Source organism: Anoxynatronum sibiricum, from assembly GCF_039414295.1.
GTDB lineage: Bacteria > Bacillota > Clostridia > Peptostreptococcales > Tindalliaceae > Anoxynatronum > Anoxynatronum sibiricum.
This window is the reverse complement of the sequence record NZ_JBCITM010000004.1, coordinates 201610-224669: the sequence shown is the minus strand read 5'-3', so window position 1 is coordinate 224669 and position 23060 is coordinate 201610. Positions and strand designations below refer to the sequence as shown.

At 48.1% G+C, this 23060-nt stretch carries 21 protein-coding genes; 8 read left to right on the top strand and 13 right to left on the bottom strand.

Features of this window, described 5'->3' with window-relative positions:
* Positions 1 to 21: 21 nt before the first annotated feature.
* Positions 22 to 279, bottom strand: a complete 258-nt coding sequence (locus AAIG11_RS06135) for a metal-sensitive transcriptional regulator (RefSeq protein WP_283409675.1) — start codon at positions 277 to 279, stop codon at positions 22 to 24.
* A 155-nt stretch (positions 280 to 434) separates the two neighbouring features.
* On the opposite strand from AAIG11_RS06135, the gene rd reads away from it, so the two are divergent.
* Positions 435 to 596, top strand: coding sequence for a rubredoxin (gene rd, locus AAIG11_RS06130; RefSeq protein ID WP_343185355.1), 162 nt, complete (start codon positions 435 to 437; stop codon positions 594 to 596).
* 222 nt (positions 597 to 818) lie between these two features.
* On the top strand, positions 819 to 1700 hold the full coding sequence (locus tag AAIG11_RS06125; RefSeq protein WP_343185354.1) for a DMT family transporter: 882 nt from the start codon (positions 819 to 821) through the stop codon (positions 1698 to 1700).
* Positions 1701 to 1790: 90 nt separating this feature from the next.
* On the opposite strand, the gene yihA is transcribed toward AAIG11_RS06125, so the two are convergent.
* Both yihA and lon read right to left on the bottom strand, forming a co-directional pair.
* Positions 1791 to 2438, bottom strand: a complete 648-nt coding sequence (gene yihA, locus AAIG11_RS06120) for a ribosome biogenesis GTP-binding protein YihA/YsxC (RefSeq protein ID WP_343185353.1) — start codon at positions 2436 to 2438, stop codon at positions 1791 to 1793.
* Positions 2428 to 4779: an endopeptidase La gene (lon, locus tag AAIG11_RS06115; protein WP_343185352.1), complete on the bottom strand. Its 2352-nt coding sequence runs from the start codon at positions 4777 to 4779 to the stop codon at positions 2428 to 2430. The genes yihA and lon overlap by 11 nt, the downstream gene beginning before the upstream one ends.
* A 259-nt stretch (positions 4780 to 5038) precedes the next feature.
* Here lon and AAIG11_RS06110 point away from each other — a divergent pair, with 259 nt between their 5' ends.
* A complete protein-coding gene (locus AAIG11_RS06110) occupies positions 5039 to 5587 on the top strand; it encodes a chromate transporter (RefSeq protein WP_343185351.1) in 549 nt (182 codons plus the stop codon).
* On the top strand, positions 5584 to 6102 hold the full coding sequence (locus tag AAIG11_RS06105; RefSeq protein ID WP_343185350.1) for a chromate transporter: 519 nt from the start codon (positions 5584 to 5586) through the stop codon (positions 6100 to 6102). Before AAIG11_RS06110 ends, AAIG11_RS06105 begins: the two co-directional genes overlap by 4 nt.
* A 156-nt stretch (positions 6103 to 6258) precedes the next feature.
* On the opposite strand, the gene AAIG11_RS06100 is transcribed toward AAIG11_RS06105, so the two are convergent.
* The 5 genes from AAIG11_RS06100 to deoC form a co-directional block, all read right to left on the bottom strand.
* Complete coding sequence (locus tag AAIG11_RS06100; RefSeq protein ID WP_343185349.1) at positions 6259 to 7212, bottom strand: ABC transporter permease; 954 nt, start codon at positions 7210 to 7212, stop codon at positions 6259 to 6261.
* Positions 7209 to 8369 carry an ABC transporter permease gene (locus AAIG11_RS06095; protein ID WP_343185348.1) on the bottom strand — a complete coding sequence of 387 codons (1161 nt, stop codon included), beginning with the start codon at positions 8367 to 8369 and terminating at the stop codon, positions 7209 to 7211. The genes AAIG11_RS06100 and AAIG11_RS06095 overlap by 4 nt, the downstream gene beginning before the upstream one ends.
* Positions 8366 to 9892 carry an ABC transporter ATP-binding protein gene (locus tag AAIG11_RS06090; RefSeq protein ID WP_343185347.1) on the bottom strand — a complete coding sequence of 509 codons (1527 nt, stop codon included), beginning with the start codon at positions 9890 to 9892 and terminating at the stop codon, positions 8366 to 8368. The genes AAIG11_RS06095 and AAIG11_RS06090 overlap by 4 nt, the downstream gene beginning before the upstream one ends.
* Positions 9893 to 10025: 133 nt before the next feature.
* The gene (locus tag AAIG11_RS06085; protein WP_343185346.1) at positions 10026 to 11177 is read right to left on the bottom strand and encodes a BMP family ABC transporter substrate-binding protein; all 1152 of its coding nucleotides are present in this window, start codon (positions 11175 to 11177) and stop codon (positions 10026 to 10028) included.
* A gap of 120 nt (positions 11178 to 11297) precedes the next feature.
* Positions 11298 to 11963, bottom strand: a complete 666-nt coding sequence (gene deoC / locus AAIG11_RS06080; RefSeq protein ID WP_343185345.1) for a deoxyribose-phosphate aldolase — start codon at positions 11961 to 11963, stop codon at positions 11298 to 11300.
* A gap of 178 nt (positions 11964 to 12141) precedes the next feature.
* Here deoC and AAIG11_RS06075 point away from each other — a divergent pair, with 178 nt between their 5' ends.
* Complete coding sequence (locus AAIG11_RS06075; protein WP_343185344.1) at positions 12142 to 12933, top strand: DeoR/GlpR family DNA-binding transcription regulator; 792 nt, start codon at positions 12142 to 12144, stop codon at positions 12931 to 12933.
* Between the two features lie 171 nt (positions 12934 to 13104).
* Here the strand turns inward: AAIG11_RS06075 and clpX are convergent, their stop codons facing one another.
* Genes clpX through tig form a run of 3 tightly spaced genes read right to left on the bottom strand, consistent with a single transcriptional unit; the run spans position 13105 to position 16349 of the window.
* Positions 13105 to 14379 (bottom strand): ATP-dependent Clp protease ATP-binding subunit ClpX, encoded by a 1275-nt coding sequence (clpX, locus tag AAIG11_RS06070; RefSeq protein ID WP_283409688.1) that lies wholly within the window; start codon positions 14377 to 14379, stop codon positions 13105 to 13107.
* Between the two features lie 17 nt (positions 14380 to 14396).
* Entirely contained in the window at positions 14397 to 14981 is a 585-nt protein-coding gene (gene clpP / locus AAIG11_RS06065) for an ATP-dependent Clp endopeptidase proteolytic subunit ClpP (RefSeq protein WP_343185343.1), read from the bottom strand.
* Positions 14982 to 15014: 33 nt separating this feature from the next.
* Entirely contained in the window at positions 15015 to 16349 is a 1335-nt protein-coding gene (tig, locus tag AAIG11_RS06060) for a trigger factor (RefSeq protein WP_343185342.1), read from the bottom strand.
* Between the two features lie 279 nt (positions 16350 to 16628).
* On the opposite strand from tig, the gene AAIG11_RS06055 reads away from it, so the two are divergent.
* The 3 genes from AAIG11_RS06055 to AAIG11_RS06045 all read left to right on the top strand — a co-directional run bounded on the left by AAIG11_RS06055 (position 16629) and on the right by AAIG11_RS06045 (position 19497).
* Complete coding sequence (locus AAIG11_RS06055; protein ID WP_343185341.1) at positions 16629 to 17795, top strand: ABC transporter ATP-binding protein; 1167 nt, start codon at positions 16629 to 16631, stop codon at positions 17793 to 17795.
* A complete protein-coding gene (locus AAIG11_RS06050; RefSeq protein ID WP_343185340.1) occupies positions 17792 to 18439 on the top strand; it encodes an ABC transporter permease in 648 nt (215 codons plus the stop codon). Before AAIG11_RS06055 ends, AAIG11_RS06050 begins: the two co-directional genes overlap by 4 nt.
* 86 nt (positions 18440 to 18525) lie before the next feature.
* Positions 18526 to 19497 carry a glycine betaine ABC transporter substrate-binding protein gene (locus tag AAIG11_RS06045; protein ID WP_343185339.1) on the top strand — a complete coding sequence of 324 codons (972 nt, stop codon included), beginning with the start codon at positions 18526 to 18528 and terminating at the stop codon, positions 19495 to 19497.
* Between the two features lie 121 nt (positions 19498 to 19618).
* Here the strand turns inward: AAIG11_RS06045 and AAIG11_RS06040 are convergent, their stop codons facing one another.
* Complete coding sequence (locus AAIG11_RS06040; RefSeq protein WP_343185338.1) at positions 19619 to 20608, bottom strand: LacI family DNA-binding transcriptional regulator; 990 nt, start codon at positions 20606 to 20608, stop codon at positions 19619 to 19621.
* Entirely contained in the window at positions 20592 to 23045 is a 2454-nt protein-coding gene (locus tag AAIG11_RS06035; RefSeq protein ID WP_343185337.1) for a sensor domain-containing protein, read from the bottom strand. Before AAIG11_RS06035 ends, AAIG11_RS06040 begins: the two co-directional genes overlap by 17 nt.
* Between the last annotated feature and the right edge of the window lie 15 nt (positions 23046 to 23060).

Below are 23060 nucleotides of genomic sequence, written 5' to 3'. Positions count from 1 at the left end.
ATCTGTCGAATATCTTCATATTTATTTGAGAAACTGGGCAATGCGCTGGATGGTTTTATTCACCTCATCCTTTGTCATGGGCTCAGCCATGAGACAATCTGCCGCATGATCCCGGATGATCAGCCATCCCACTTTTTCAACAGAGGATTTGATGGCTGTGATCTGTTGCATGATTTCATCGCAGTTTTTTCCTTCATCAATCATTTTTTCAACACCCTGCAGATGCCCCCGAATGGTCTTCAGCCGTTTAATCACATCAGCCCGTTCCTGTTGTTCCATGCGTTTCACTCCTTATCCGCTTTCACTTCAATGAATGTATCGCCATTATACCACATTTTTTTACAGGAATGACGCTATTATTTGTTTAGCACTGAAATCAGCGGGTATCAAGGATGTTGAGTTGAATAAATCTATCCTGGAGAGGAGATCAAACGATGGAAAAATATGTATGTATGCCATGTGGTTATGTGTATGACCCTGCTGAAGGAGATCCAGATTCCGGCGTAGCCGCCGGCACAGCCTTTGCTGATGTTGCAGAAGACTGGGTATGTCCTGTTTGTGGTGCCGGAAAAGATATGTTTGAACCCGAGAACTAACAGCAGTCTTACTGATCACGTCATATAACAGTATTCATCCAGAGCAGAAAGCTACCGCTTTCTGCTCTTTTGTGTAATTCTATTAATCTTATCTGTATCATTTCATGTCGATTCAATGAATTTCGTCGTTTTTTTGATGATTTGTTTTTTCTTCATTGCTTTTCTGCTGCCGGCCCGGTATGATGATGTCAGTGAGTATCCATTTTGAAAGGAATGTGACCCATGAATCGTCAAACCAAAGCCAACCTGGCTCTATTAGGAGTCTCCATGTTATGGGGCTCTTCCTTTGTCATCTCCAAGAATACACTGGATCATTTGCAGACATTCAATTTTCTGGCCATTCGCTTTATTTTATCCGGAATGATCTGCTCCATCATTTTTTATAAAAAGATGCTGACCCTAAACAGGCGTACAATGCTCCACGGCACCATTATTGGCACCGTTCTTTTCTTTGCCTATGGATTATGGGCTTATGGATTGAACTTCACCACAGCCTCCAAATCCGGCTTTATCATTGGATTTTCTGTGGTGATTGTACCACTGCTGTCTGCACTCATTCTGAAGAAAATCCCCCCTCGTGCATCCATCGCTGGCGCCCTGGTGGCTCTTACAGGACTGGCTCTGTTATCACTGGATGGCAGTGCGCCCCTGCAGAAAGGCGACCTGTTCACCCTGGCTGCTGCTTTCATGTTCGCTCTTCACATCATTACCATCGGCAAGTTCACGCTAACTGCTGATTCTTTTGCACTTGCCATTGTTCAGATCTCTGTGGTGGGACTTCTCAGCCTCCCTGTCACACTGATCTGGGAGTCACCCATTATTCCCACTGCAGGAACTGTGTGGCTGAATCTGTCTCTGCTGATTGTTCTTTCAACTGCAGTGGCTTATATCGTGATGAATCACATGCAAAAATACACCACACCCACCCAAACAGCCCTGATTTTCACCACCGAACCGGTGTTTGCCGCGGTTTTTGCCTTTATGCTGTTGGGCGAAACTCTCAAACCCCAGGGAGTGGTGGGAAGTGTTCTGATTCTTTGTGGCATGATTATTGCCGAAACCAACTGGAATAAGATTTTACGCCGCCAGCAGAACTCACTTTAAAATTGGCTGCAAGAGATGCAAAAAAGAAACTCTCTGTTTCCCACAAAGAGTTTCTTTTTTGTCTCAGGCATTGATGGCGGTCATCTGCCTTTATTGCCTGTCTAGTTCGATTGTTTCAAGATCTCGATCCAGTTCATCCGGTAAATCTGTCAATGGCTTCAGTTTATCTGCCAGGGCTTCCCATACCGCTTCACTGCCTTCTTTCTTAAGGGAAGAAACCGGCAGTATCACTGCTTCTTTGGGCATTCCCAGCTGATTTCGAATCCGGCGGAGCTGCTGTGTCAGCTTGGAGCGGGATAGTTTGTCTGCCTTTGTGGCAATCACCACGCCACCAAAACCGTGCTGTTGAATCCATTCGTACATTTGCTTGTCTTCACCCGAGGGATCATGGCGGCAATCCACCAGGAGAACCACCTCCTGCAGGCTGCTTCGACGGGACAGATAGGTACCGATCATCCCTCCCCAGGATTCCCGTTCCTTTTTGGAGACTTTGGCGTACCCGTAGCCGGGCAGATCAACCAGATAGAACGTTTGATTGATTTTGTAGAAATTAATGGTGCGGGTTTTGCCAGGTGTCGAACTGGTTTTGGCCAATTTTTTACGGTTTAACATTGTGTTAATCAGAGATGACTTTCCCACATTGGATCGACCCGCCATGGCAATTTCCGGCATATCCGGTACTGGGTACTGTTCCATCTTCACAAAACTTCCCACAAAGGCTGCTTCTTTAATGATCATCTTTTTCTCCTTGTACCAGCGCATGTTCCAGCACCTGGTCCATGTGTTCAACGAACACAAATTCTATTTTTTTACGAACATTTTCCGGGATTTCTTCCACATCTTTTTCATTGTCTTTGGGCAGCAACACTTTTCTGATGCCAGCTCTGCGGGCTGCCAGCACTTTTTCTTTCACTCCACCAATGGGCAGTACCCTGCCCCGCAGTGTGATTTCTCCTGTCATGGCCACATCTTTACGAACAGGTATGCCTGCCAGTGCAGAAATCACCGCTGTTGCCATGGTGATCCCGGCAGAAGGACCATCTTTCGGTGTCCCGCCTTCAGGGATGTGAATGTGAAGATCCTGTTTTGAGTGGAAGTCAGGATCAATGCCGAACATATCCACACGGGATCGAATATAACTGATGCCTGCCCGGGCCGATTCCTTCATCACGTCTCCCAGTCGCCCGGTGAGTTCCAGCTTTCCGGTGCCTTTCATGGGTGTCACCTCGATGGAGATGGTATCACCACCTACTACCGTCCAAGCCAACCCTCTGGCAATGCCCACTTCATCCTTTTGAGCCGCCATTTCATAGCGGAACTGGGGGGTTCCCAGGTACTTTTTAAGATTGCCGGGTGTCACCCGCACGAACTTAATATCTTCCTCAACAATGCGCCGCACCACCTTGCGGCAAATATTGGCCACCTGTCGTTCCAAGTTACGCACACCGGATTCCCGTGTGTAGCTGTTGATCATTTCCCGCAGGGCTTTTTCTGATACCTTCAGATTTTCCGGTTGCAATCCGTGATCTTTTATCTGCTTTGGCAGCAGGTATTTTTCTGCAATGGCCAATTTTTCATCTTCAGTGTAACCGGGAATTCGAATGACTTCCATTCGATCAAGCAGGGGCCGGGGTATCGTGTCCAACGAGTTAGCCGTGGTGATGAACATCACCTTCGACAGATTAAAGGGAATTTCCATGAAGTGATCGGTAAAATCATTGTTTTGCTCCGGGTCAAGCACTTCCAGCAGGGCCGATGCCGGATCACCCCGGAAATCATTGGCTAATTTGTCAATTTCATCCAGCAGGAAAACCGGATTCCGCGTACCTGCCTGACGGATAGAGCTGATAATTCGTCCGGGAATGGCACCGATGTAAGTGCGACGATGTCCGCGAATTTCAGCTTCATCCCGCATGCCCCCCAGTGACATGCGTACAAACTTTCGATCCAGAGAACGGGCCACCGATTTGCCAATGGAGGTTTTTCCCACTCCAGGAGGACCAACCAGGCACAAAATGGGGCCCTTCATCGATTTGGACAACTGACGAATCGCCAGGTACTCCAGAATACGCTCCTTGACTTTTTCCAGCCCGTGATGATCTTCGTCCAGAATCTCTGCCGATCGTTTCAAATCCAGCCGATCTTTGGTTTCCTTGTGCCAGGGTAAGTTCAACACCCAGTCAATGTAGTTTCGAATAACACCTGTCTCAGCTGATGAAGCAGGTAGTTTGGTGAGCCTGTCGATTTCCCGCTCAATCTTCTGGTGAAGCTCTTTAGGCAGCTTGATTTTTTTCAGCTGCTTACGGTACTGGTCCACCTCTTCCACAACACCTTCATCTTCGCCCAATTCTTTCTGAATTGCCCTCATTTGCTCACGCAGGTAATACTCTTTCTGTACTTTGTTGATCTGCTTTTTTACCCGTGTATTGATCTTCTTTTCAATTTCAAGAATTTCAATTTCTTCCAGCAAAAATCGGTAAAGCACTTCCAGGCGCTCCACTGCTTCAAATGCTTCCAGTATCTCCTGCTTCTGATGTGGTTTAAGAATAATATTGGCAGCAATGCTGTCTGCCAGGCGCCCAGGGTTTTCGATTTCAGTGATGGTCATGAATATTTCCGGTGATATTTTATTGCTCACTTCAATATATTTTTCGAAAGCATCAATCACACTTCGCATAAGCGCTTCCGTCTCAGGGTCTTCCGATGGCAGGTCACTCTCTTCCCATTCCTCCACTTCCACCATGAAGTAAGGAATTTCCTGCACGAACTGCTTCACACGCCCCCGGGATATGCCTTCCACCAGTACCCTGATGTTATCTCCGGGAAGCTTCAACATCTGTTTAATTCTGGATATGGTTCCCACTTCATAAACATCTTCTGCCCCAGGCGAGCTGGTTTCTGCTTCTTTCTGCGATGACAGAAAGATCATCTGATCACTGACCATAGCTTCTTCCAGCGCGTTAATTGATCTTTCCCTTCCAACGTCAAAATGAAGGACCATATATGGAAACACCGTCAGTCCTCTCAAAGGAATCAGCGGTAGTGTCCGCTGGCTGATTTTTTCATTCTGTTCAGTCATTCTTTTCATCTCCCTTGTATCCTGATTCAAAATCCGGTATGCTGTTATCATGGCTGTTGTTCACCGGTTTATCCGGGCCTGTCATGAAGGTTTCAGTTGTATATGTACCCATAACCCGCAAAAACTATCCGTTAATGGATTGAAAACCTGGTTTATTATACCTTCATCAGCCATTAGATGCAACTTTTTTTCTCTTAGTGCCGGTTTTTTCGGCTTTATCTCCCTATATTACTTCGTCATTTAACCTGGAGGTCTTTTCATGAAACCATCTTTATGGCAGTTATTTCAAATCTTTTTTCGGGTGGGTGCCTTCACCTTCGGCGGAGGTTATGCCATGGTCCCCATTATTCAGAAAGAACTGGTGGATCGGGCGCATCTTATGAGTAATGAAGATTTTCTGGATACGCTGGCTGTTTGCCAAAGTCTGCCCGGTGCCATCGCCGTGAATGTCTCCACTTACGCAGGGTATCAGATTGCCGGCAAAAAAGGGGCTGCTGCCTGTGTGCTTGGTACGGTGAGTCCTTCTTTTATCGCCATTCTCATCATTGCCCAGTTCTACCAGCAAATTCGCAACATGGCCTTTATGCAGCAATTTTTTCTGGGTGTTCGCCCCGCCATCGTAGCCTTACTCATTGTTTCTTTAATGAAGCTCTACCCGTCGGTGCCAAAGAATCCATTCTCTTACGCCATATCTGCCATCACCCTAATCTTGCTTCATTTTCTAGGACTGCACCCCATTCCCATCATCATCGGATGTATGGTGTCCGGTTACATCAGCGAACGCATCAAGGAGGGAAAAACCGTATGATTTACTTTTTACTGGTCTACACCTTTGCTAAAATTGGCCTTTTCAGTTTTGGTGGCGGGTATGCCATGCTCCCCCTGATTGCCCGGGAAGTGGTTGATTCCCAGGGCTGGATCAGTTCTCAGGGGCTGGTGGACATGATCGCCATTTCCCAGATGTCTCCCGGTCCCATTGCCATTAACCTGGCCACCTTCATCGGCTTTGATCAAAAGGGGGTGGCGGGTGCCCTGCTGGCCACCTTTGGCGTGGTCTTCTTTACTTCCATGCTGGTGCTGGTGGCTGCCAAAGCACTGCTGGCCCATCCCGACCATCTGATTACCCGGGGATTCTTCAAGGGGATTCGACCGGCTGTCATCTCGTTCATTGCGGCTGCCATTTTATCCCTCTACCCGGTTTCTGTTCCTGATCTGAAATCTTTTGGATTGATGGCGGCTGCCTTTATTGCCTTTGGAAAGTTCAAGTTGCCTCCCATTCCCATTGTGCTGGTATCGGGTCTGATTGCCACTTTCATTTTTTAACGGTGACATGTTTGAATACCCGCCATTGATTTGACTATCACCCGCTGTCGCTCCACTCCTGAAAAACCGTCTGAAGAGATCCACACACGTGGCACTCCAGACGGTTTTTAGGTTGAATCATACATGTCATCTGATTGGTGTTATGATCTGGCAGCTCTACCGGCTTCCCTTGTCATAGGGAACCCCTGCAGCTTTGGGGGCCTGAGATGTTTTGGAAGTAAAAGCCAGCACCACCAGCGTTGTAAGGTAAGGAATCATTTTGTAGACATCATTGGGAACTCCCAGCGTTGCCAGAAATGGAATTCCGGAATAGGCAGCTGCGATGGTTTTCATCAGTCCAAAGAAGAAAGCCGCCACCAAAATACGGGAAGGCTTCCACTGCCCAAAGATTAACACCGCCAGAGCTAAAAACCCATAGCCAGACACAGTGGCATTAAAGTTGGTGGAGGTGGGAATCACAAACACAAGTCCTCCGATACCAGCCAATGCCCCAGAAATCAGCACACCGGCGTAGCGAATCCTAACCACATTGATCCCCACAGAGTCGGCCGCCTGAGGATGCTCGCCGCAGGAGCGCAGTCGCAGCCCAAAGCGCGTATTGTAAAGAACAAACCAGCTAAGTACCAGGATGATGAACCCCAGGTAGGTGGTCAGGTAGGTGTTTGTAAAGAAAAGGTCTCCCACAACAGGAATTTGTCCCAGCACCGGCACGCTGGCAATACGAAACTGGTTCATAAATGGAATCTGCTGCACTGTGCGCAGCATGCGAGCCACATAAATGGCAAAGGCCGGGGCAAACATATTGATGGCTGTGCCGCTGATCACCTGATTGGCTTTCATATTAACCGATGCATAGGCATGGGTAAGGGAAATCAACATCCCCGAAAGAGCTGCTATCAGAATCGCCAGCAGCAGGATGGGCTGTCCCGGCAAGGCTGCCTGAAAGGTGTTGATGAATAGAATGCCTGAAAAAGCACCCACAATCATGATGCCTTCCAGTGCAATGTTCACCACCCCGCTGCGCTCGGAAAACATGCCTCCCAGGGCCACGATCAGCAGCGGAATTGAGAAAAACATGGTTTGCTGTACCAGAAAATAGATGGTATTCATTCAACGCCACCCCCTTTCTCTGTTGACCCCGCATCGGCTGCCAGTGCTTTTGCTTCTTCCAGGGGGCGGTCTTTCTTTTTCAGGTATGCCTGGATGAAACCCTTCAGTAACAGTGCAAAAGCACTGAAATAAATAATGACAGCAATGATGATTTCAATGACCTGGGGCACAAAATTATAGAGCTGCATGTTAAAGCCCCCCACGGTGAGATACGCCACAAAAATGCCGGAGAGCAATATGCCCAGAGGATGACTCAGCCCCAGCAGGGCAACAGGGATGCCATTAAAGCCTTCTATAGCCAGCACGTCCACCACTTCAATGCTTTTACCCGCTCCTGCCAGGTATAAGAGGGCACCTCCCAGTCCTGCCAGTGCTCCGGCAATGGCCATGGACAGCACAATGCTCCTTTTTTCGTTGATTCCAGCATACCGGGCCGCATCCCGATTATAGCCGCAGGCTTTCAGTTCATATCCGAACCGGGTCTTGTCCAGCACCACGTAAATCACAATCCCCGCCAGGATGGCAATAAAAATCCCCGCATTGACACTGGATGGGCTGTTGCCGGTGATGAACAGTTTGTCCAGCCCTGCCTTTGGGATCACTGCCGTGGCAGCCACACGCAGTGACTGGTTCCGCAGGGAATCAAAAACGGTCTTCACCACCATGTAGTTCACGGCATACATGCCAATATAGTTCATCATGATACAGGCAATGACTTCATTCACATTAAAATATGCTTTAAGGATACCAGGCACCAGTCCCCAGAGTGCCCCCGCCAGCAAAGCCGCCATCAGAGCCACCATCCAATGGGTATGACCGGGAAGGGATGTCCACTTGACACCCACATATACAGCCGCATAGGCCCCTACAATGAACTGCCCCGCCGCTCCAATGTTAAAGAGGCCGGTTTTGTTGGCAAACCCAAAGGAAAGACCGGTCATAATGATGGGAGTGGCAAAGTAAAACACCTGTCCCAGGTTTTTCATGTCAGTCAGCCCGCCAAAAAGAATGGCACCAAACCCCCGTACCGCCTGGGATGGATTGCTGACCAGCAACACCAGGAAACCAATGAAAAGGCCGACAACAATGGCCATCAGGGAAGACATAAAACTGGAAAAGGCGTCACTTCTCACATAAGCTTTCCAGCTGAATTTCATGCCAGCTCACCTCTTTTCGATCCGGCCATGTATAGACCCAGTTCCTGTACAGTGACTGTTTTCGGATCAAGAGAAGCCACAATTTCCCCCTCATAGATCACTAGAATACGATCACTTAAGTTCATCACCTCGTCCAGTTCCAGGGATACCAGAAGAATCGCCTTTCCCTGATCCCGCTCCTCCACCAGCTTTCGGTGAATATACTCAATGGCACCCACGTCCAGTCCCCGGGTGGGTTGCACCGCAATGAGAAAATCCGGATTCCGGTCAATTTCCCGGGCAACGATGGCTTTTTGCTGGTTGCCTCCGGACATGCTGCGGGCATCTGTTCGAGAGCCCCGCCCACTTCGGATATCAAATTTGCCTATGAGCTCATCTGCATATTCATAAATCTTGTCATATTGCAGAAACCCACTTTGCTGAAATGGTTCACGAAAGTACCGCTGCAGCACCAGATTGAATCCCAAATTAAAATCCAATACCAGCCCGTGCTTATGCCTGTCTTCAGGGATATGACTCATCCCCTTTTCATTGCGTTTTCTGATGGGCAGGTGCGTGATGTCTTCACCATTCATTTCAATGGTGCCTGCATCAGGCTGGAGCAATCCCGTTATGGCATACACCAGCTCCGACTGGCCATTGCCTTCAATGCCTGCCAGACAGACAATCTCACCGGCGCGCACTTCAAACGAAACATTGTTCACCACCATTTTGTGTGTCAAGCGGTTGCGAATGCTAAGTTCCTGTACGCGAGCGATGACATCCCCCGTCTTTGCAGGATTCTTTTCAATCATCAGGTTCACTTTTCTTCCCACCATCATTTCTGACATTTCTTCCATGGAAGTATCTGCCACTGTCACCGTTCCGATGTACTTCCCTTTTCGGAGCACCGAGCAGCGATCAGCCACTTTCTTAATCTCATTCAACTTGTGGGTGATGAAGAGAATTGTTTTCCCCTCCGATACCAGCTCTTTCATGATCTTCATCAGCTCGTCAATTTCCTGGGGTGTCAGCACCGCGGTGGGTTCGTCAAAAATAAGAATTTCATTTTGCCGATAAAGCATTTTCAGGATTTCCACCCGCTGCTGCATCCCCACACTGATATCAGCGATGCGGGCATGAATGTCCACTTTTAAACCATATCGCTCTGACAGTTTTTGAACACTGTCGGCGGCTGCTTTGGTTTGTAATCGTCCGCCGGCAACTGTCTCGGCACCTAAAATGATATTTTCCAGCACTGTAAAGTTGTGTACCAGTTTAAAATGCTGATGAACCATGCCGATCCCCAATCGATTGGAATCATTGGGATTTTCGATTCTCACCACTTCGCCATTCTTTTTAATGATGCCCTTTTCAGGCTGATACAAGCCGAAAAGGACACTCATCAGGGTGGATTTCCCAGCACCGTTTTCTCCCAGCAGTGCATGGATCTCTCCCTTTTTTAACTGCAGGGTAATGTCATCGTTTGCCACAATTCCCGGAAATTCTTTGGTGATATTACACATTTCAATGATATATGCCATCCACTTCACCCCTCACCTGCATGGTTACTCCCGTCAACTCGTGGTTTCCGGTATGGATAAGGAGGGTCTGCACCGCGGTGCAGAGCCCTCCTAAGTTGGTTCCAACAGCATCAGGTGTTACCTGGTCGTTTTTTTAGTTCACCAATGTGACGGTAACGATCTCTGTTGGAATAGCTCCTGCTGAATCAACATCGTTGTCTTTCAACATGCTGCTGGCGATGCCATCGCTGTCATTCACCAACATTTCGAAAATAGCGTCATAGTCGGCCTGTGAGAAAGATTCGAAACGAGAGGTTGCCATTGGCAGCGCCACGCCGTCATTGCTGGCATCCATCACAATGGTTTCTCCGCCAGGGAAACTGCCGGCATAAAAAGCTTCCAGAGTGCTGTAAACAGATGCTCCCAAGCCCTTCATGGCTGAGGTGATGACTGTTTCCGACTCACCGGACTGGTCAATGTCGACACCTACGACTTTAGCGCCAGCCTGTTCAGCTGCGGCCATTACTGAGTTACCAACGGCTCCGCCGCAGGCAAAAATAGTGTCTACTCCTGATTGATACCATGATGCTGCGAGCGTCTGCACTTCAGGAGTGGCATCAAATCCACCCGTGTAGTGGTAGTTAATGGTTACATCGCCTGCAGCCAGGCCAAGTTCTTCAGCTGCATACTCGGCACCCTGTACAAACCCATAGCCAAAGCGTACCACTGCAGGTACTGCCATGCCGCCCATGAAGCCCAGGCTGCGGCTGCCATCTTTTACAGCTGCATAGCCAGCCAGAAATCCGGCCTGTTCTTCTGCATACAGCACGCCCACCACATTGGGTTCTGTTCTGAACTCGGTGTAATCTTCATTATGAGGCACACCATCAATGAGAATAAAATGGGTGTCTGGGTATTGATCCTGGGCAATGAAGATGGGTTCTTCAAAAAGGAAGCCCGGAGTGACAATTACTTTTGCACCGCCACGTACTGCCAGTTCAATGGCAGAAAGATACGCATCGGTACTCTTTTCGCTTGGCTGATAATACTTGTGAGAAATGCCATTGTCTACTGCATAGTCCCGCAGCCCTTCCCAGGAACCCTGGTTAAAGGACTTGTCGTCAATGGTGCCAATGTCGGTGATCAGTGCCAGTTCGAAGGTGCCGTCATCTGAAATACCTTCCGCTGCTGCCTCCGTTTCACCTGCAGGCTCTTCTGACGGAGCCGGGGCGGGTGCTGGTGACCCACAGGCCGCCAGTGACAGGGTCATGATGAGAATTAAAAGCAATGCCATTTTCTTTTTCATCTTTTCTCCCTCCTGATATTTACTGAACTGCTGGTTCTATCTATTCACCCGCCGAATGGATGAAAGTCTCATTTCAACGGGGCCATGCCAACTGAGTTTTCAGGTCTTCTCCACCTGCCATCAATAAGACGATGCGCTGCCGCCTGTCAATAGCGCCACTGCACCACTGGTGCCGATCCGCTGGCACCCGGCTTCAATAAAAGCCTCCAGGTCTTCTTTGCTTCTGATGCCGCCGGCTGCCTTTATCTTTACCTGTTGCCCAATATGCTTTCGAAACAAATGAACGTCTTCAAGGGTGGCTCCTGCAGTTCCAAATCCCGTGGATGTTTTAATATAATCGGCGCCCCCTTCGGTGACACACTGACACAATTTAATTTTTTCGACTTCATCCAGATAACAGGTTTCAATAATGACCTTCACAATCCTGTCACCTGCCGCTGCTTTCACCGCAGCTATTTCACAGGTGATGCTCTCAAAATCACCATTCTTGACCGCACCAAGGTTAATGACCATGTCCACTTCAGCTGCACCCAGCTTGATCGCTTCGGCTGTTTCTGCCACTTTAACTGCAGTTGTCTGATACCCCAAAGGAAAGCCAATCACCGTACAAATGGCCAACTTTTCGCCATACGTTTGATGAATACGTTCCACATAAGCCGGCGGTATGCATACCGATGCTGTTTGATATTCGATGGCCTCTTCACACAACCGACTGATCTCCTTCCAATCGGATAGTGGCTTCAGCAGGGTGTGGTCCACATGTTTCAGAATTTGGGATTTCTCCATGTCGCCCCTCCATTATTGAACTGCTATTTGCTTTTATGGTAATGTATTTTAGTGAGAATGTCAACAAATGTTTGTGCCGATTGCTGCTTTAGTCAGAAATTTTCGTTTCGATGTTTACATTTTTACGTAGCAATGTTAGTATCATAACATAATCCTGTTAAGGTGGAGGTGGATCATCGTGGGCAAAAAAGGGGCACGCCTGACACAAATGACTCATATTTTAAAACAACGCCATTTTATTCCCATCAGGGAACTGGCGTCGCATTTTGAGGTGTCTGAAATGACCATACGCCGTGATTTGGACCATCTCAAAACACGGGGGATCGCTGAAAACGCAGGCGGCACTGCTGTCTATCATCAGGGAAGCTTTGCCACAGGCAATGACCAGGATTATAACCTGTCAGAAGAAACAGTGAAGCAGAACCTCCAAAAAAGCAGCATCGGCCGTTATGCAGCCTCCCTCATCGAGCAAGACGATATTATTATTCTGGATACGGGGACAACCACTGAAACAATAGCTCCTCACATTCCTGATGATCTTAATGTCACAGCATTATGTTACACCGCCAATATTCTCACTGCTCTTCATGGCAATACCGGTATTCATTTGCTGTTTGCCGGTGGTTACTATCATCCTAAAACGCAGATGTTCGAAAGCACTGAAGGCATTGATTTCATACGCCGCATACGTGCTAAAAAAGTGTTCCTTTCTGCGGCAGGTGTTCATAAAGACCTGGGAGTTACCTGTGTCAACAGTTATGAAGTGCCAACCAAACATGCCATTCTCAAATCTTCTCTCCAGAAAATTTTGGTGGTGGATTCCAGCAAGTTCGATATAATTCGTCCCGCTTATTTTTGTGATCTGAACCGCATCGATACAGTCATTACCGATGAGGCCATCAGTCAGGAATGGCGTGTGCTTCTGGAATCCTTAGGCATCGACCTTCATACAGTGCCCTTTAATCCATAACCCTCTCCATCCACATTCTTCCTCATCACTCATCACTCTCTCCATCGCCACGGGGCTTTTGATTACTTCAATATGCTCAAACCGTCTGCCTCTGTTGTTTCATCATTTGCAAAAACTGCGAAAAAGCTGCCTCCTCCCGGAGACAGCTTTTGTTGATTTTGATAATCTTAATCAGGAAGCTGTTTCTTCCTTGATTTTTTTCTTGGGTTTGCTATCAGGTTTTTGCAGAATAATGGTGGGGGGTACATTATTTTTCACCGTTTCCTTGGTGATCATGACCTTTTCCACATCATCCCGGGAAGGAATTTCGTACATGATATCCATCATGATGTTTTCCATAATTCCCCGGAGTCCCCGGGCACCTGTTTTGGTTTCTTTGGCTTTTTTGGCAATCAGCTCAAAAGCCCCTTTTTCAAAGTCCAGCGCCACCCTGTCAAGCTCAAAGAGCTTTTGATATTGCTTCACCAGGGCATTGCGTGGCTCTGTGAGAATGCGAATGAAAGCTTCTTCATCCAGCAAATCAAGAGTTGCCACCACCGGCAGGCGTCCCACCAGTTCAGGAATCAGGCCGTATTTCAGCAGGTCTTCCGGCAGAATCATTTTAAGGAGAGCCCCAATATCCAGCTCTTCCTTGCTTTGAATTTCTGCGCCAAATCCCATGGCCTTGGTTCCAACACGTTTTTGAATGATTTTTTCAATGCCGTCAAAGGCACCGCCGCAAATGAAAAGAATGTTGCTGGTGTCTATTTGAATAAATTCCTGATGCGGGTGCTTACGACCACCCTGAGGCGGTACAGAGGCCACCGTTCCCTCCAGGATTTTCAGCAACGCCTGCTGAACGCCTTCGCCGCTTACATCCCGGGTGATGGACGGATTCTCGGATTTGCGGGCAATTTTATCCATTTCATCAATGTAAATAATGCCCTTTTCTGCCTTTTCGATGTCATAATCAGCAGCCTGAATGATTTTCAGCAGAATATTCTCCACGTCTTCACCCACATAGCCGGCTTCCGTCAGTGACGTGGCATCCGCAATGGCAAACGGAACATTCAGTAGTTTTGCCATTGTTTGAGCCAACAGCGTTTTACCTGATCCTGTGGGCCCCAGCAGCAAGATGTTGCTCTTCTGAAGATCGACGTCATCGGATTTCTGATCGACATTGATGCGCTTATAATGATTGTACACTGCCACTGAGAGAGTTCTCTTGGCATGTTCCTGACCAATAACATACTGATCAAGAATTTCTTTGATTTCCCTTGGTTTTGGCAGATCCATGAGATCCACTTCAATGGTATCGTCCAGTTCTTCCTGAATAATTTCCTGGCACAGCTCAATACACTCATCGCAGATATACACATTGGGTCCTGCAATCAACCGCCGGACCTGATCCTGTGATTTTCCGCAAAATGAACATTTCAGCTGCTTTTTTTCTTCATAGCGTGCCATGATTACACCTCATTTACTCATTTCCTGGACGTGATGACTTCATCAATCAATCCATAGGTTTTGGCTTCTTCTGCTGACATGAAGAAGTCCCTGTCTGTATCTTTCTGAATGCGTTCCAATGGTTGTCCGGTACGCTGGGAAAGAATATGGTTGATGATATCCCGCATTTTCAAAATTCGGTCAGTGTGAATGCGAATATCTTCCGCCTGTCCCCGGGTGCCGCCCAGCGGCTGATGGATCATAATTTCAGCATTGGGCAGGGCATACCGCTTGCCCTTGGCACCGGCGCCCAGCAAAAAAGCTCCCATGCTGGCGGCCATACCGATGCAGATGGTTGACACATCTGGTTTGACATAGTTCATGGTGTCATAAATCGCCATGCCGGCGGTAATGGAACCGCCAGGGCTGTTGATATAAAGCTGAATATCCTTGTCCGGATCATCTGCTTCCAGAAAAATCAGCTGCGCCACCACAAGCCCGGCAGTCACATCATTGATTTCTTCATTCAACAGGATAATCCGGTCTTTCAGCAACCGGGAGTAAATATCGTAAGATCGCTCTCCCCGATTGGTCTGTTCCACAACAATAGGTACTAGTGACATGGTTCAATCCTCCTGAACAGCAGATTTTGCCTTCTATTCAGCTGTTTCCTCTTCTGTCTCGGCAGGTGCCTCAGCTGCTTTCTCTTTAATGGTAGCATTTTCCACCAGAAAATCAATGGTTTTTCGAAGAATAACATTGTCGGCAAAAATTTTGGTGTCATGTTTAGCCGCTGTTTCTCTAAACTTCTCTACTTCCTGGCCATACTGTTCAGCCACTCGGGCGATTTCTTCGTCAATTTCCGCCTCATCTGCCGTGATACTTTCCATTTCGGTGATTTTCTCGAGCACCAGTTGCTCTTTAACCTGACGCTCTGCGTCAGATCTCATCCGTTCTCTCAGATCTTCTTCTGAAGAACCGGTGATCTGATAGTACATTTCCATTCCAAGCCCCTGAGAGCTCATTTGATAACCGAAGTCCTGCATCATGCGGTCAACCTGACGGTTAACGACAGCATCAGGAATGGTCACTGCCACTTTATCGGCAACAGTCTTCACCACCGCATTTCTCAGCTCCCGGTCTTCCCGCTCTTTCGCTGCTGCTTCCTGCTTGCTGCGCAAATCGCTGCGCAAGTCATCAAGAGTGTCAAATTCCGACACATCTTTGGCAAACTCATCATCCAGTTCAGGTAATTCTTTTTCCTTGATTTCGTTGATTTTCACCTTGAAGGCAGCTTCTTTTCCTGCCAGTTCTTCAGCATGATAATCTTCAGGGAATGTGACGGTGATGGCAGCTTCATCACCTGTTGATAATCCCACCAATTGTTCTTCAAAACCAGGGATAAAGCGGCCGGAACCTATTTCAAGGGTATGTCCCTCCGCCTTGCCGCCTTCAAAAAGTTCTCCCTCAACGCTGCCTTCATAATCCAGCTGCACCTGATCGCCTTCTTTAACCGGCCGGTCATCAATGGTAATCATACGGGCATTCTTTTCCTGCATGCCTTTCAGTTCAGCTTCAATGGACGCCTCGTCTGAAGTGTAAAGGACCTTCTCCACTTCAACACCTTTGTAACCTTCCACCAGAATTTCCGGCATCACTTCGATGTCGGCGATAAAAATCACTTCTTTACCTTTTTCCATCTGTTCAATATCCACCTGGGGGTGATCCACCGGGTCCAGGTTGAGGGTTTCAAGTGCTGATTCGTAGGCATCGGGAAAAGCAAAGTTAATGGCTTCTTCGTAAAAAATTTCCGGTCCGTAGTTCAGTTCAACAATTTTCCTGGGAGCTTTGCCTTTTCGAAAACCTGGGATGTTGAACCGGCCTCGCATTTTATGATAAGCCTTGTTAACGGCTTCCTCAAATTTTTCCGGACTAACGGTGATCCGAAGGGAGATCTGGTTTTCTTCTTGTTTGATAATTTCTGAGCTCATGAATGGCCTCCTGACATGATATTCGATTTTATTTGGAACATGATTTATCTATGAAAAAAACAACCGGGCAGCAAGGCTTCCCGATGTTGGCTATCCTTATACTACCGGATTTTACAGGCATTGTCAACAAACACAGGTGATTTTTAGAACAACTGATCAACTTATCTTGAAACCCTGAAAGCCTTCATAAATGACACTTTTTCCCCTGACCAAATTTGACATTCCAATCCACTTAATTATATAATCACGATACACTCTCAAAAGAAAGGAGGACACCGGATGATCGAGTTCAAAAAATTGACAAAGTCTTACGACTCAAAAACAAAAGTGGTTGATCAGCTTGACCTGGTGATCAAAGACGGCGAACTGGTGGTACTCATCGGCGAAAGCGGATGCGGCAAAACCACCACCATGAAAATGATTAACCGGTTGATCGAACCCACTTCGGGAGAAATTCTCATTGACGGCAAAAATGTGCTCACCATGAATCCCATTGAACTGCGTCGCAATATCGGGTATGTGATTCAGAAGGTGGGACTAATGCCCCACATGACCGTCGGCGACAACATTGAGCTGGTGCCTTATCTGAAAAAGTGGGACAAAGCAGAGCGCCGAAAACGTTCTGCCGAGCTGCTGGAAATGGTGGGTCTTGACCCTGATATCTACCTCGACCGCTACCCAAATGAGCTTAGCGGGGGACAGCAACAGCGGATCGGCGTTGCCCGGGCACTGGCTGTCAATCCTGATGTTATTTTGATGGACGAACCATTCAGTGCTGTTGATCCCCTCACACGGGAACAATTGCAGGAAGAGCTGATCCGATTGCAGGGGGAAGTGCGCAAGACCATCGTCTTTGTGACCCACGATATGGATGAAGCCATCAAACTGGGAGACCGCATCGCTGTGATGAAAGACGGGAAAATCATCCAGTATGGTACGCCCGAAGAGATTTTGAAAAACCCGGTGAATGAGTTTGTGGAGTACTTTGTAGGCAAAGATCGATTGTGGAAATCTCCCGAATTGCTTATGGCCCGCGATATCATGAACAAACGTCCCGCCGGTGTGCTGGCAGAGCGGACACCTGCCTATGCTCTCGAACTGATGCGGGAGCGGGATACGGAGTTTCTGGTGGTGGTGGATGCCCCTGCAGATCGGTCCCGGCGCATGCTGGGAGTCATTACTCCCCGTGAACTGAAAGGAAAGGGAACTGCCGAAAACAATCGGATGAAAAACCTGATGCGCACCAATCATCCCACTGTTATGGACAATACCAATATGGTTGAAGTGTTGGCTCTGATGAAATCCAGTCAGGTACGCCATGTTCCCGTCATTGGAAATGAAGATGGGTACTTTAAAGGCATCATTACCTATGCCAGCATCGTCAACATCATCACTGATGTCATTACTGATTTTAATCCTGATGACAGAGAGGAGGAAAACGCATGAGCGGGAACATTTCCTTCTTCCAATTTTTTCTGGGGCGATTGCCGGATGTATTGAGCCAAACTGTTATTCACCTTCAAATCACCGGAACAGCCGTCTTTATCGCCATTCTGGTAGGCGTTCCTCTGGGAATTCTCATCACCCGCAGCCGGCAGCTGGCCCGAATTGTCTTAAACGGAGCCAATGTGCTGCAGACCATTCCCAGCCTGGCTTTTTTCGGCTTGATGATCCCCTTATTGGGAATCGGGCGCCCCCTGGCCGTCTTTGTCCTGTTTTTATATGCACTGCTCCCCATAATTAAGAACACTTATACCGGGATCAAGGGTGTGGACAGTTCACTGACCGAAGCCGGCAGAGGTATGGGAATGACCAACTTGCAGCTGCTCACCATGGTGGAGGTCCCCCTGGCACTTCCGGTGATGATGGCAGGTATTCGCATCGCTGCTGTCATCAACATTGGAACAGCCACCATCGCTGCACTAATTGGTGCTCAGGGTCTGGGAAGCTTTATCTTCCGCGGCATCTCCATGGGCAATAACAATCTTATTTTAACCGGTGCCCTGCCGGCTGCTCTGCTGGCTTTGCTGGTGGATTTTCTGCTGGGAAGAGTGGAGTTGCTGCTAACACCACGAGGTATGCGCAAGTAAACGTTCCGGTAAGCAGCACGCTTACTCCTTCATTTGACAAATGTCCGTTATTCGACTAAACACCCCTGTTTTAAGGAGGTATTCTCATGAAATTCAGAAATAAACCTTTCCTGTTATTGCTTGCACTTCTCATGACGCTCACCTTATTAGTCACCGGTTGCGGCGGCGGTACTCCTGCCGAGCCGTCCGAGCCGGCAGTTCCTGCTGATCCGGCAGATCCATCTGAAACACCGGCAGAAGTCACCCCTGAAGGCGGCAGCGTCACCATCGGCACAAAAAACTTTACCGAATCCATTTTGCTGGCCCATCTATTTCGGGTTCTGATTGAAGAAAACACCAACATGGAAGTTACCGTTACCGAGCTGGGGGGCACCATTATTGCCTTTGAGGCATTGCAAAACAACAATATCCAGCTATACCCCGAATACACAGGAACCGGCTACATCACTTTGCTGGAAGAGAGCGACATTTTACCGGCTGATGAAACCTATGAAATTGTTCAGCAAGCATTTCAGGAGCGCTGGGGCCTCACCTGGATGGCACCCCTCGGCTTTAATAACACGTATACACTGGCTCTTCGCCAGCACATGATTGACGAGCTGGAACTCGTCACTTTCAGTGATTTACTGGCCCATGATCAAGATCTTACCTTTGGAGCCACCATGGAATTTGTCGAGCGTCAGGATGGCCTCCCCGGTCTCTCAGCACTTTATGGATTTGAATTCGGCAATGTATTGGATCTTGATCCCGGTTTAATGTATACAGCAGTGCGCAGTGAAGATGTGGATGTGATCAGTGCATTTGCCACCGATGGTCGTATTCCTGCCTATGAGCTGGGCATATTGGAAGATGATCTGAACTTCTTCCCTCCCTACTATGCCGCTCCGCTGGTGCGCATGGATGTCCTTGAACAGTATCCGCAACTGGAGATTCTCAATGAGCTGGAGAATCTGATTGATGATGAAACCATGGCCCAATTGAACTTTCAGGTGGATGAAATGGGAATGACTGAAGATGCTGTTGCCCGGGAGTTTTTAACTTCGCTCGGCTTGATTTAGTCACAGCCTGGTATCAGGAACACCCCAGAGAATAACACCAAAAGACTCTTTCGAAGCTTATATGGCATTTCGAAAGAGTCTTTTGCTGGTGCAGGCATTGTTGATTATTGGTTTATACTGTCTATGAACTTTCCCGTTCAATCAACTCATAGTCCAGTACCACCTGACTGGCCGTTACAACTTCTCCCTGAAGATACTTCGTCAACAGCCGGGTACCGATGGCTCCCATCTCATACATGGGTTGTCCAATGGTGGTGAGCGATGGGTAGACTTTACCCGCCATGTCCACATTGTCGAACCCCATGATGGCAATATCCTGAGGAATGCGCAGCCCTTTCTCCAAAATAGCCCGCATGGCACCAATGGCCATTTCATCACTGGCTACAAAAATGGCTGTTGGCATTTCATCCAGCATCAGCAACTGCCGAGCACCCTCATAGCCGCTTTTGAACCGGTACCCGCCCTCGACCACCAGTTCAGAACGCCAGGAAATGGCCGCCTCCTGAAGGGCCTGGCGGTAGCCTTCCAACCGTGCTTTACCCATGAGAGGATCTTTCATTTTACCGGTAATGATGCCGATTCGCTGATGTCCCTTTTGAATGAGATGACACACTGCATCTTTTGCTGCTTTGGCATTGTCAATGGTCACCGAAGGCATCTCATCATGCTGCGTGCCGATGAGCACAACCGGAATGCCAGCATCGGCCATTTGCTTGGCCAGTGCGTCTGAGATGAGGTTTCCCATGAAAATCAGACCATCCACCTGTTTTTCTTCCAATTCCGTAAAATACTGCAACTCTTTCTCGTAGTCCAGATCTGTGTTGCAGAGAAAAATCGTGTATTCATACATATTGGCAACATCTTCAATACCCCTGACAACCTCTGGATAAAACTGATTGGCAATATCCGGCACCATAATACCAATGGACTGGGTATGTTTCACTTTCAGGCTTCTGGCAATGGCATTGGGTCGATAACCAAGTTCTTCAATGGCCTCCAGTACCCGATCTTTGGTTTTGGGCTTCACCGGTTTACTGGAGTTGATTACTCTGGAAACAGTGGAAATGGAGACCCCTGCCCGCTTGGCCACATCTTTAATATTGAATTTCATCTTTCATCACCCCTCCATCGGATTGTGTTTTTCGCTGCAGCTTCACATATTCCTGAAAATCGTTCAATGGCAACGGTTTGCTGTATAAGAATCCCTGAATCAGGTCGCAGCCGATTTCGATGAGGAAATCTCTTTCAGATGTTTTTTCAACTCCTTCAGCAACCACCACCATTCCCAGACGCTTTGCCATCCCCACCATGGCCGATACAATGGCTTGTTTGTCCTGACTGGTTTCAATGCCCTTGACAAAAGACCTGTCAATTTTCAGTTTATCCACCGGTAATCGGCTTAAAAGGGCCAGTGAAGAATAACCGGTTCCAAAGTCATCCATGGCCACCCGAATTCCCAGCTTTTTAAGCTTGTTCAATGTTTCAGCTGCAAAGTCAGGGTCAAGCATGGTTGTGCTTTCTGTCACTTCCACTTCCAGCATTTCAGGATCAGCCTGGGTCTGGCTCAGCAACCACCGAATTTGCTCGTACAAATCCTGTTGCTGAAACTGTGTTGGTGACAGGTTAAAGGAGAGAACCATGCGATGACAGCCGGCTATTTTCCACTCTCTTGCCTGCTGAAAAGCACGCCGCATGGTGTAGAGGCCCATGGGAATGATCAGGCCGGTTTCCTCAGCAACCGGTATGAAGTCTGCCGGCGATACCAGACCTCTCTCAGGATGCTGCCAGCGCATCAGGGTTTCTGCCGACTCAACAATCCCGCGCAACACATCCACCTGGGGCTGATAATGGAGGAAAAACTCGTTTTTTTCAAGACCATTGCGTATCTCGTTTTCCAGTTCAAGTTTCAGGCGAGCCCGTTGATTCATGGCAGTAGAGTACAAACGGTAATTGTTCATTCCATATTTTTTAGCCTGGAACATGGCCACTTCCGCATTTTTAAACAGCGTTTCCGGATCTTTTCCATCTTCAGGATACAGGCCAATACCAATGCTGACGGTGATATGTATTTCATGTCCCTGAATACGAAATGGCTTCATCAGTGATTTGACAATTTTATTGGCCACTTTTGCCGCCGCTTCATCACCGGGAACCATCTCCAGTAAAACCACAAACTCATCACCCACGACCCGGGATACCGTGTCACCATCGCGCAACGTCTCCACCAGCCGCTGTGAAAAGGCCTGTATCAACTCATCGCCCACCACGTGCCCCAGGGTGTCATTGATCCGCTTAAAGCGGTCCACATCCAAAAACATGAGCGCCAGCATCCGCTTTTCCTGGTACGCACGAGAAATGGATACTGACAACCGGTCCATCAGCAAGAACCGGTTGGGCAGTCCCGTCAGGCTGTCATGATACTTTTGGTGCCGCAGGAGCTCCTCTGTCTTGATCCGGTCTGAAAGATCATTAAAAACTGACACATACTGGATGGTGGTCCCCGCTTCATCCCGAATGGCATTAATGGTCAGTAGTTCAGGATACACCTCGCCATTTTTACGCCGGTTCCAGATTTCTCCCCGCCAGAATCCTTCCGCCTTCAATGACTCCCACATATTTTCATAAAAGTCAGGTTTGTGCCGTTGAGATTTCAAAATACGGGGATTATTGCCCATCACTTCCTGAAGTGAGTATCCGGTAATATCGCTGAAGGCCGGGTTCACCCACTGAATCAATCCTTTGGCATCCGTCACAGCCACACCTTCGTTGGTATGTTGCAAAATGGTGTCTGCCAGTTTCAGTCGCCGGTATGTCTCGCCAGTGGCTGTTAAATCAATCACTGTTCCAATAACAGCCGGCTCATTTCGATAAATGATACGGTTTCCCAGCACCTCCACGTCCACCAGATGGCCTTCCTTGTGAATGTTTCGGTAGGTTCGGCTGATTCCCGGCTCTCCTGCAATCCGCCTTCGGATGTTTTCAAGCATGAGATCTTCATCTTCGGGTTTGGCAATGATGGTAGCCGGCTGGTTCATCAGCTCATCAGGTTCGTATCCAAAAATATGGGCAAACCGCTCATTGACATATACAAAGCGATCATCCTGAATAATATAAATGCCTGCCAAACTGCTGCCTGTCAGTTTTTCAATGTGATCTTCCGCTTCCCGCAGCTTATTTTCCATGTGTTCATATCGGGTAATGTCCATCAGATAACCCTCAAAGCAGCTTTCTTCACCATTTTGCTGATAATAAGTGCCAAACTCTGCCACGCGACGAGTCGAACGGTCTGCTGTCACAATCCGATACTGAAGAGTGTATTGTTTCTCCTGACGATTCATCACAAGATCCAGCCCATTTCGCAGCTCGTCCAGGTCATCCGGATGAACCAGCACATCATAATACCAGCCCTGATCAACCAATTGGTGTGCACGATAGCCCCACTGGGCAATATTATCGGAGAGAAACTGGATGGGCCACCGATAATCAGCTCCCCGCCGAAAAAAGATGGCAGGTCCATGCAATTGTCCTTTGCAGGGGATGTTGTCCATTGTTGTCGCTCCTTG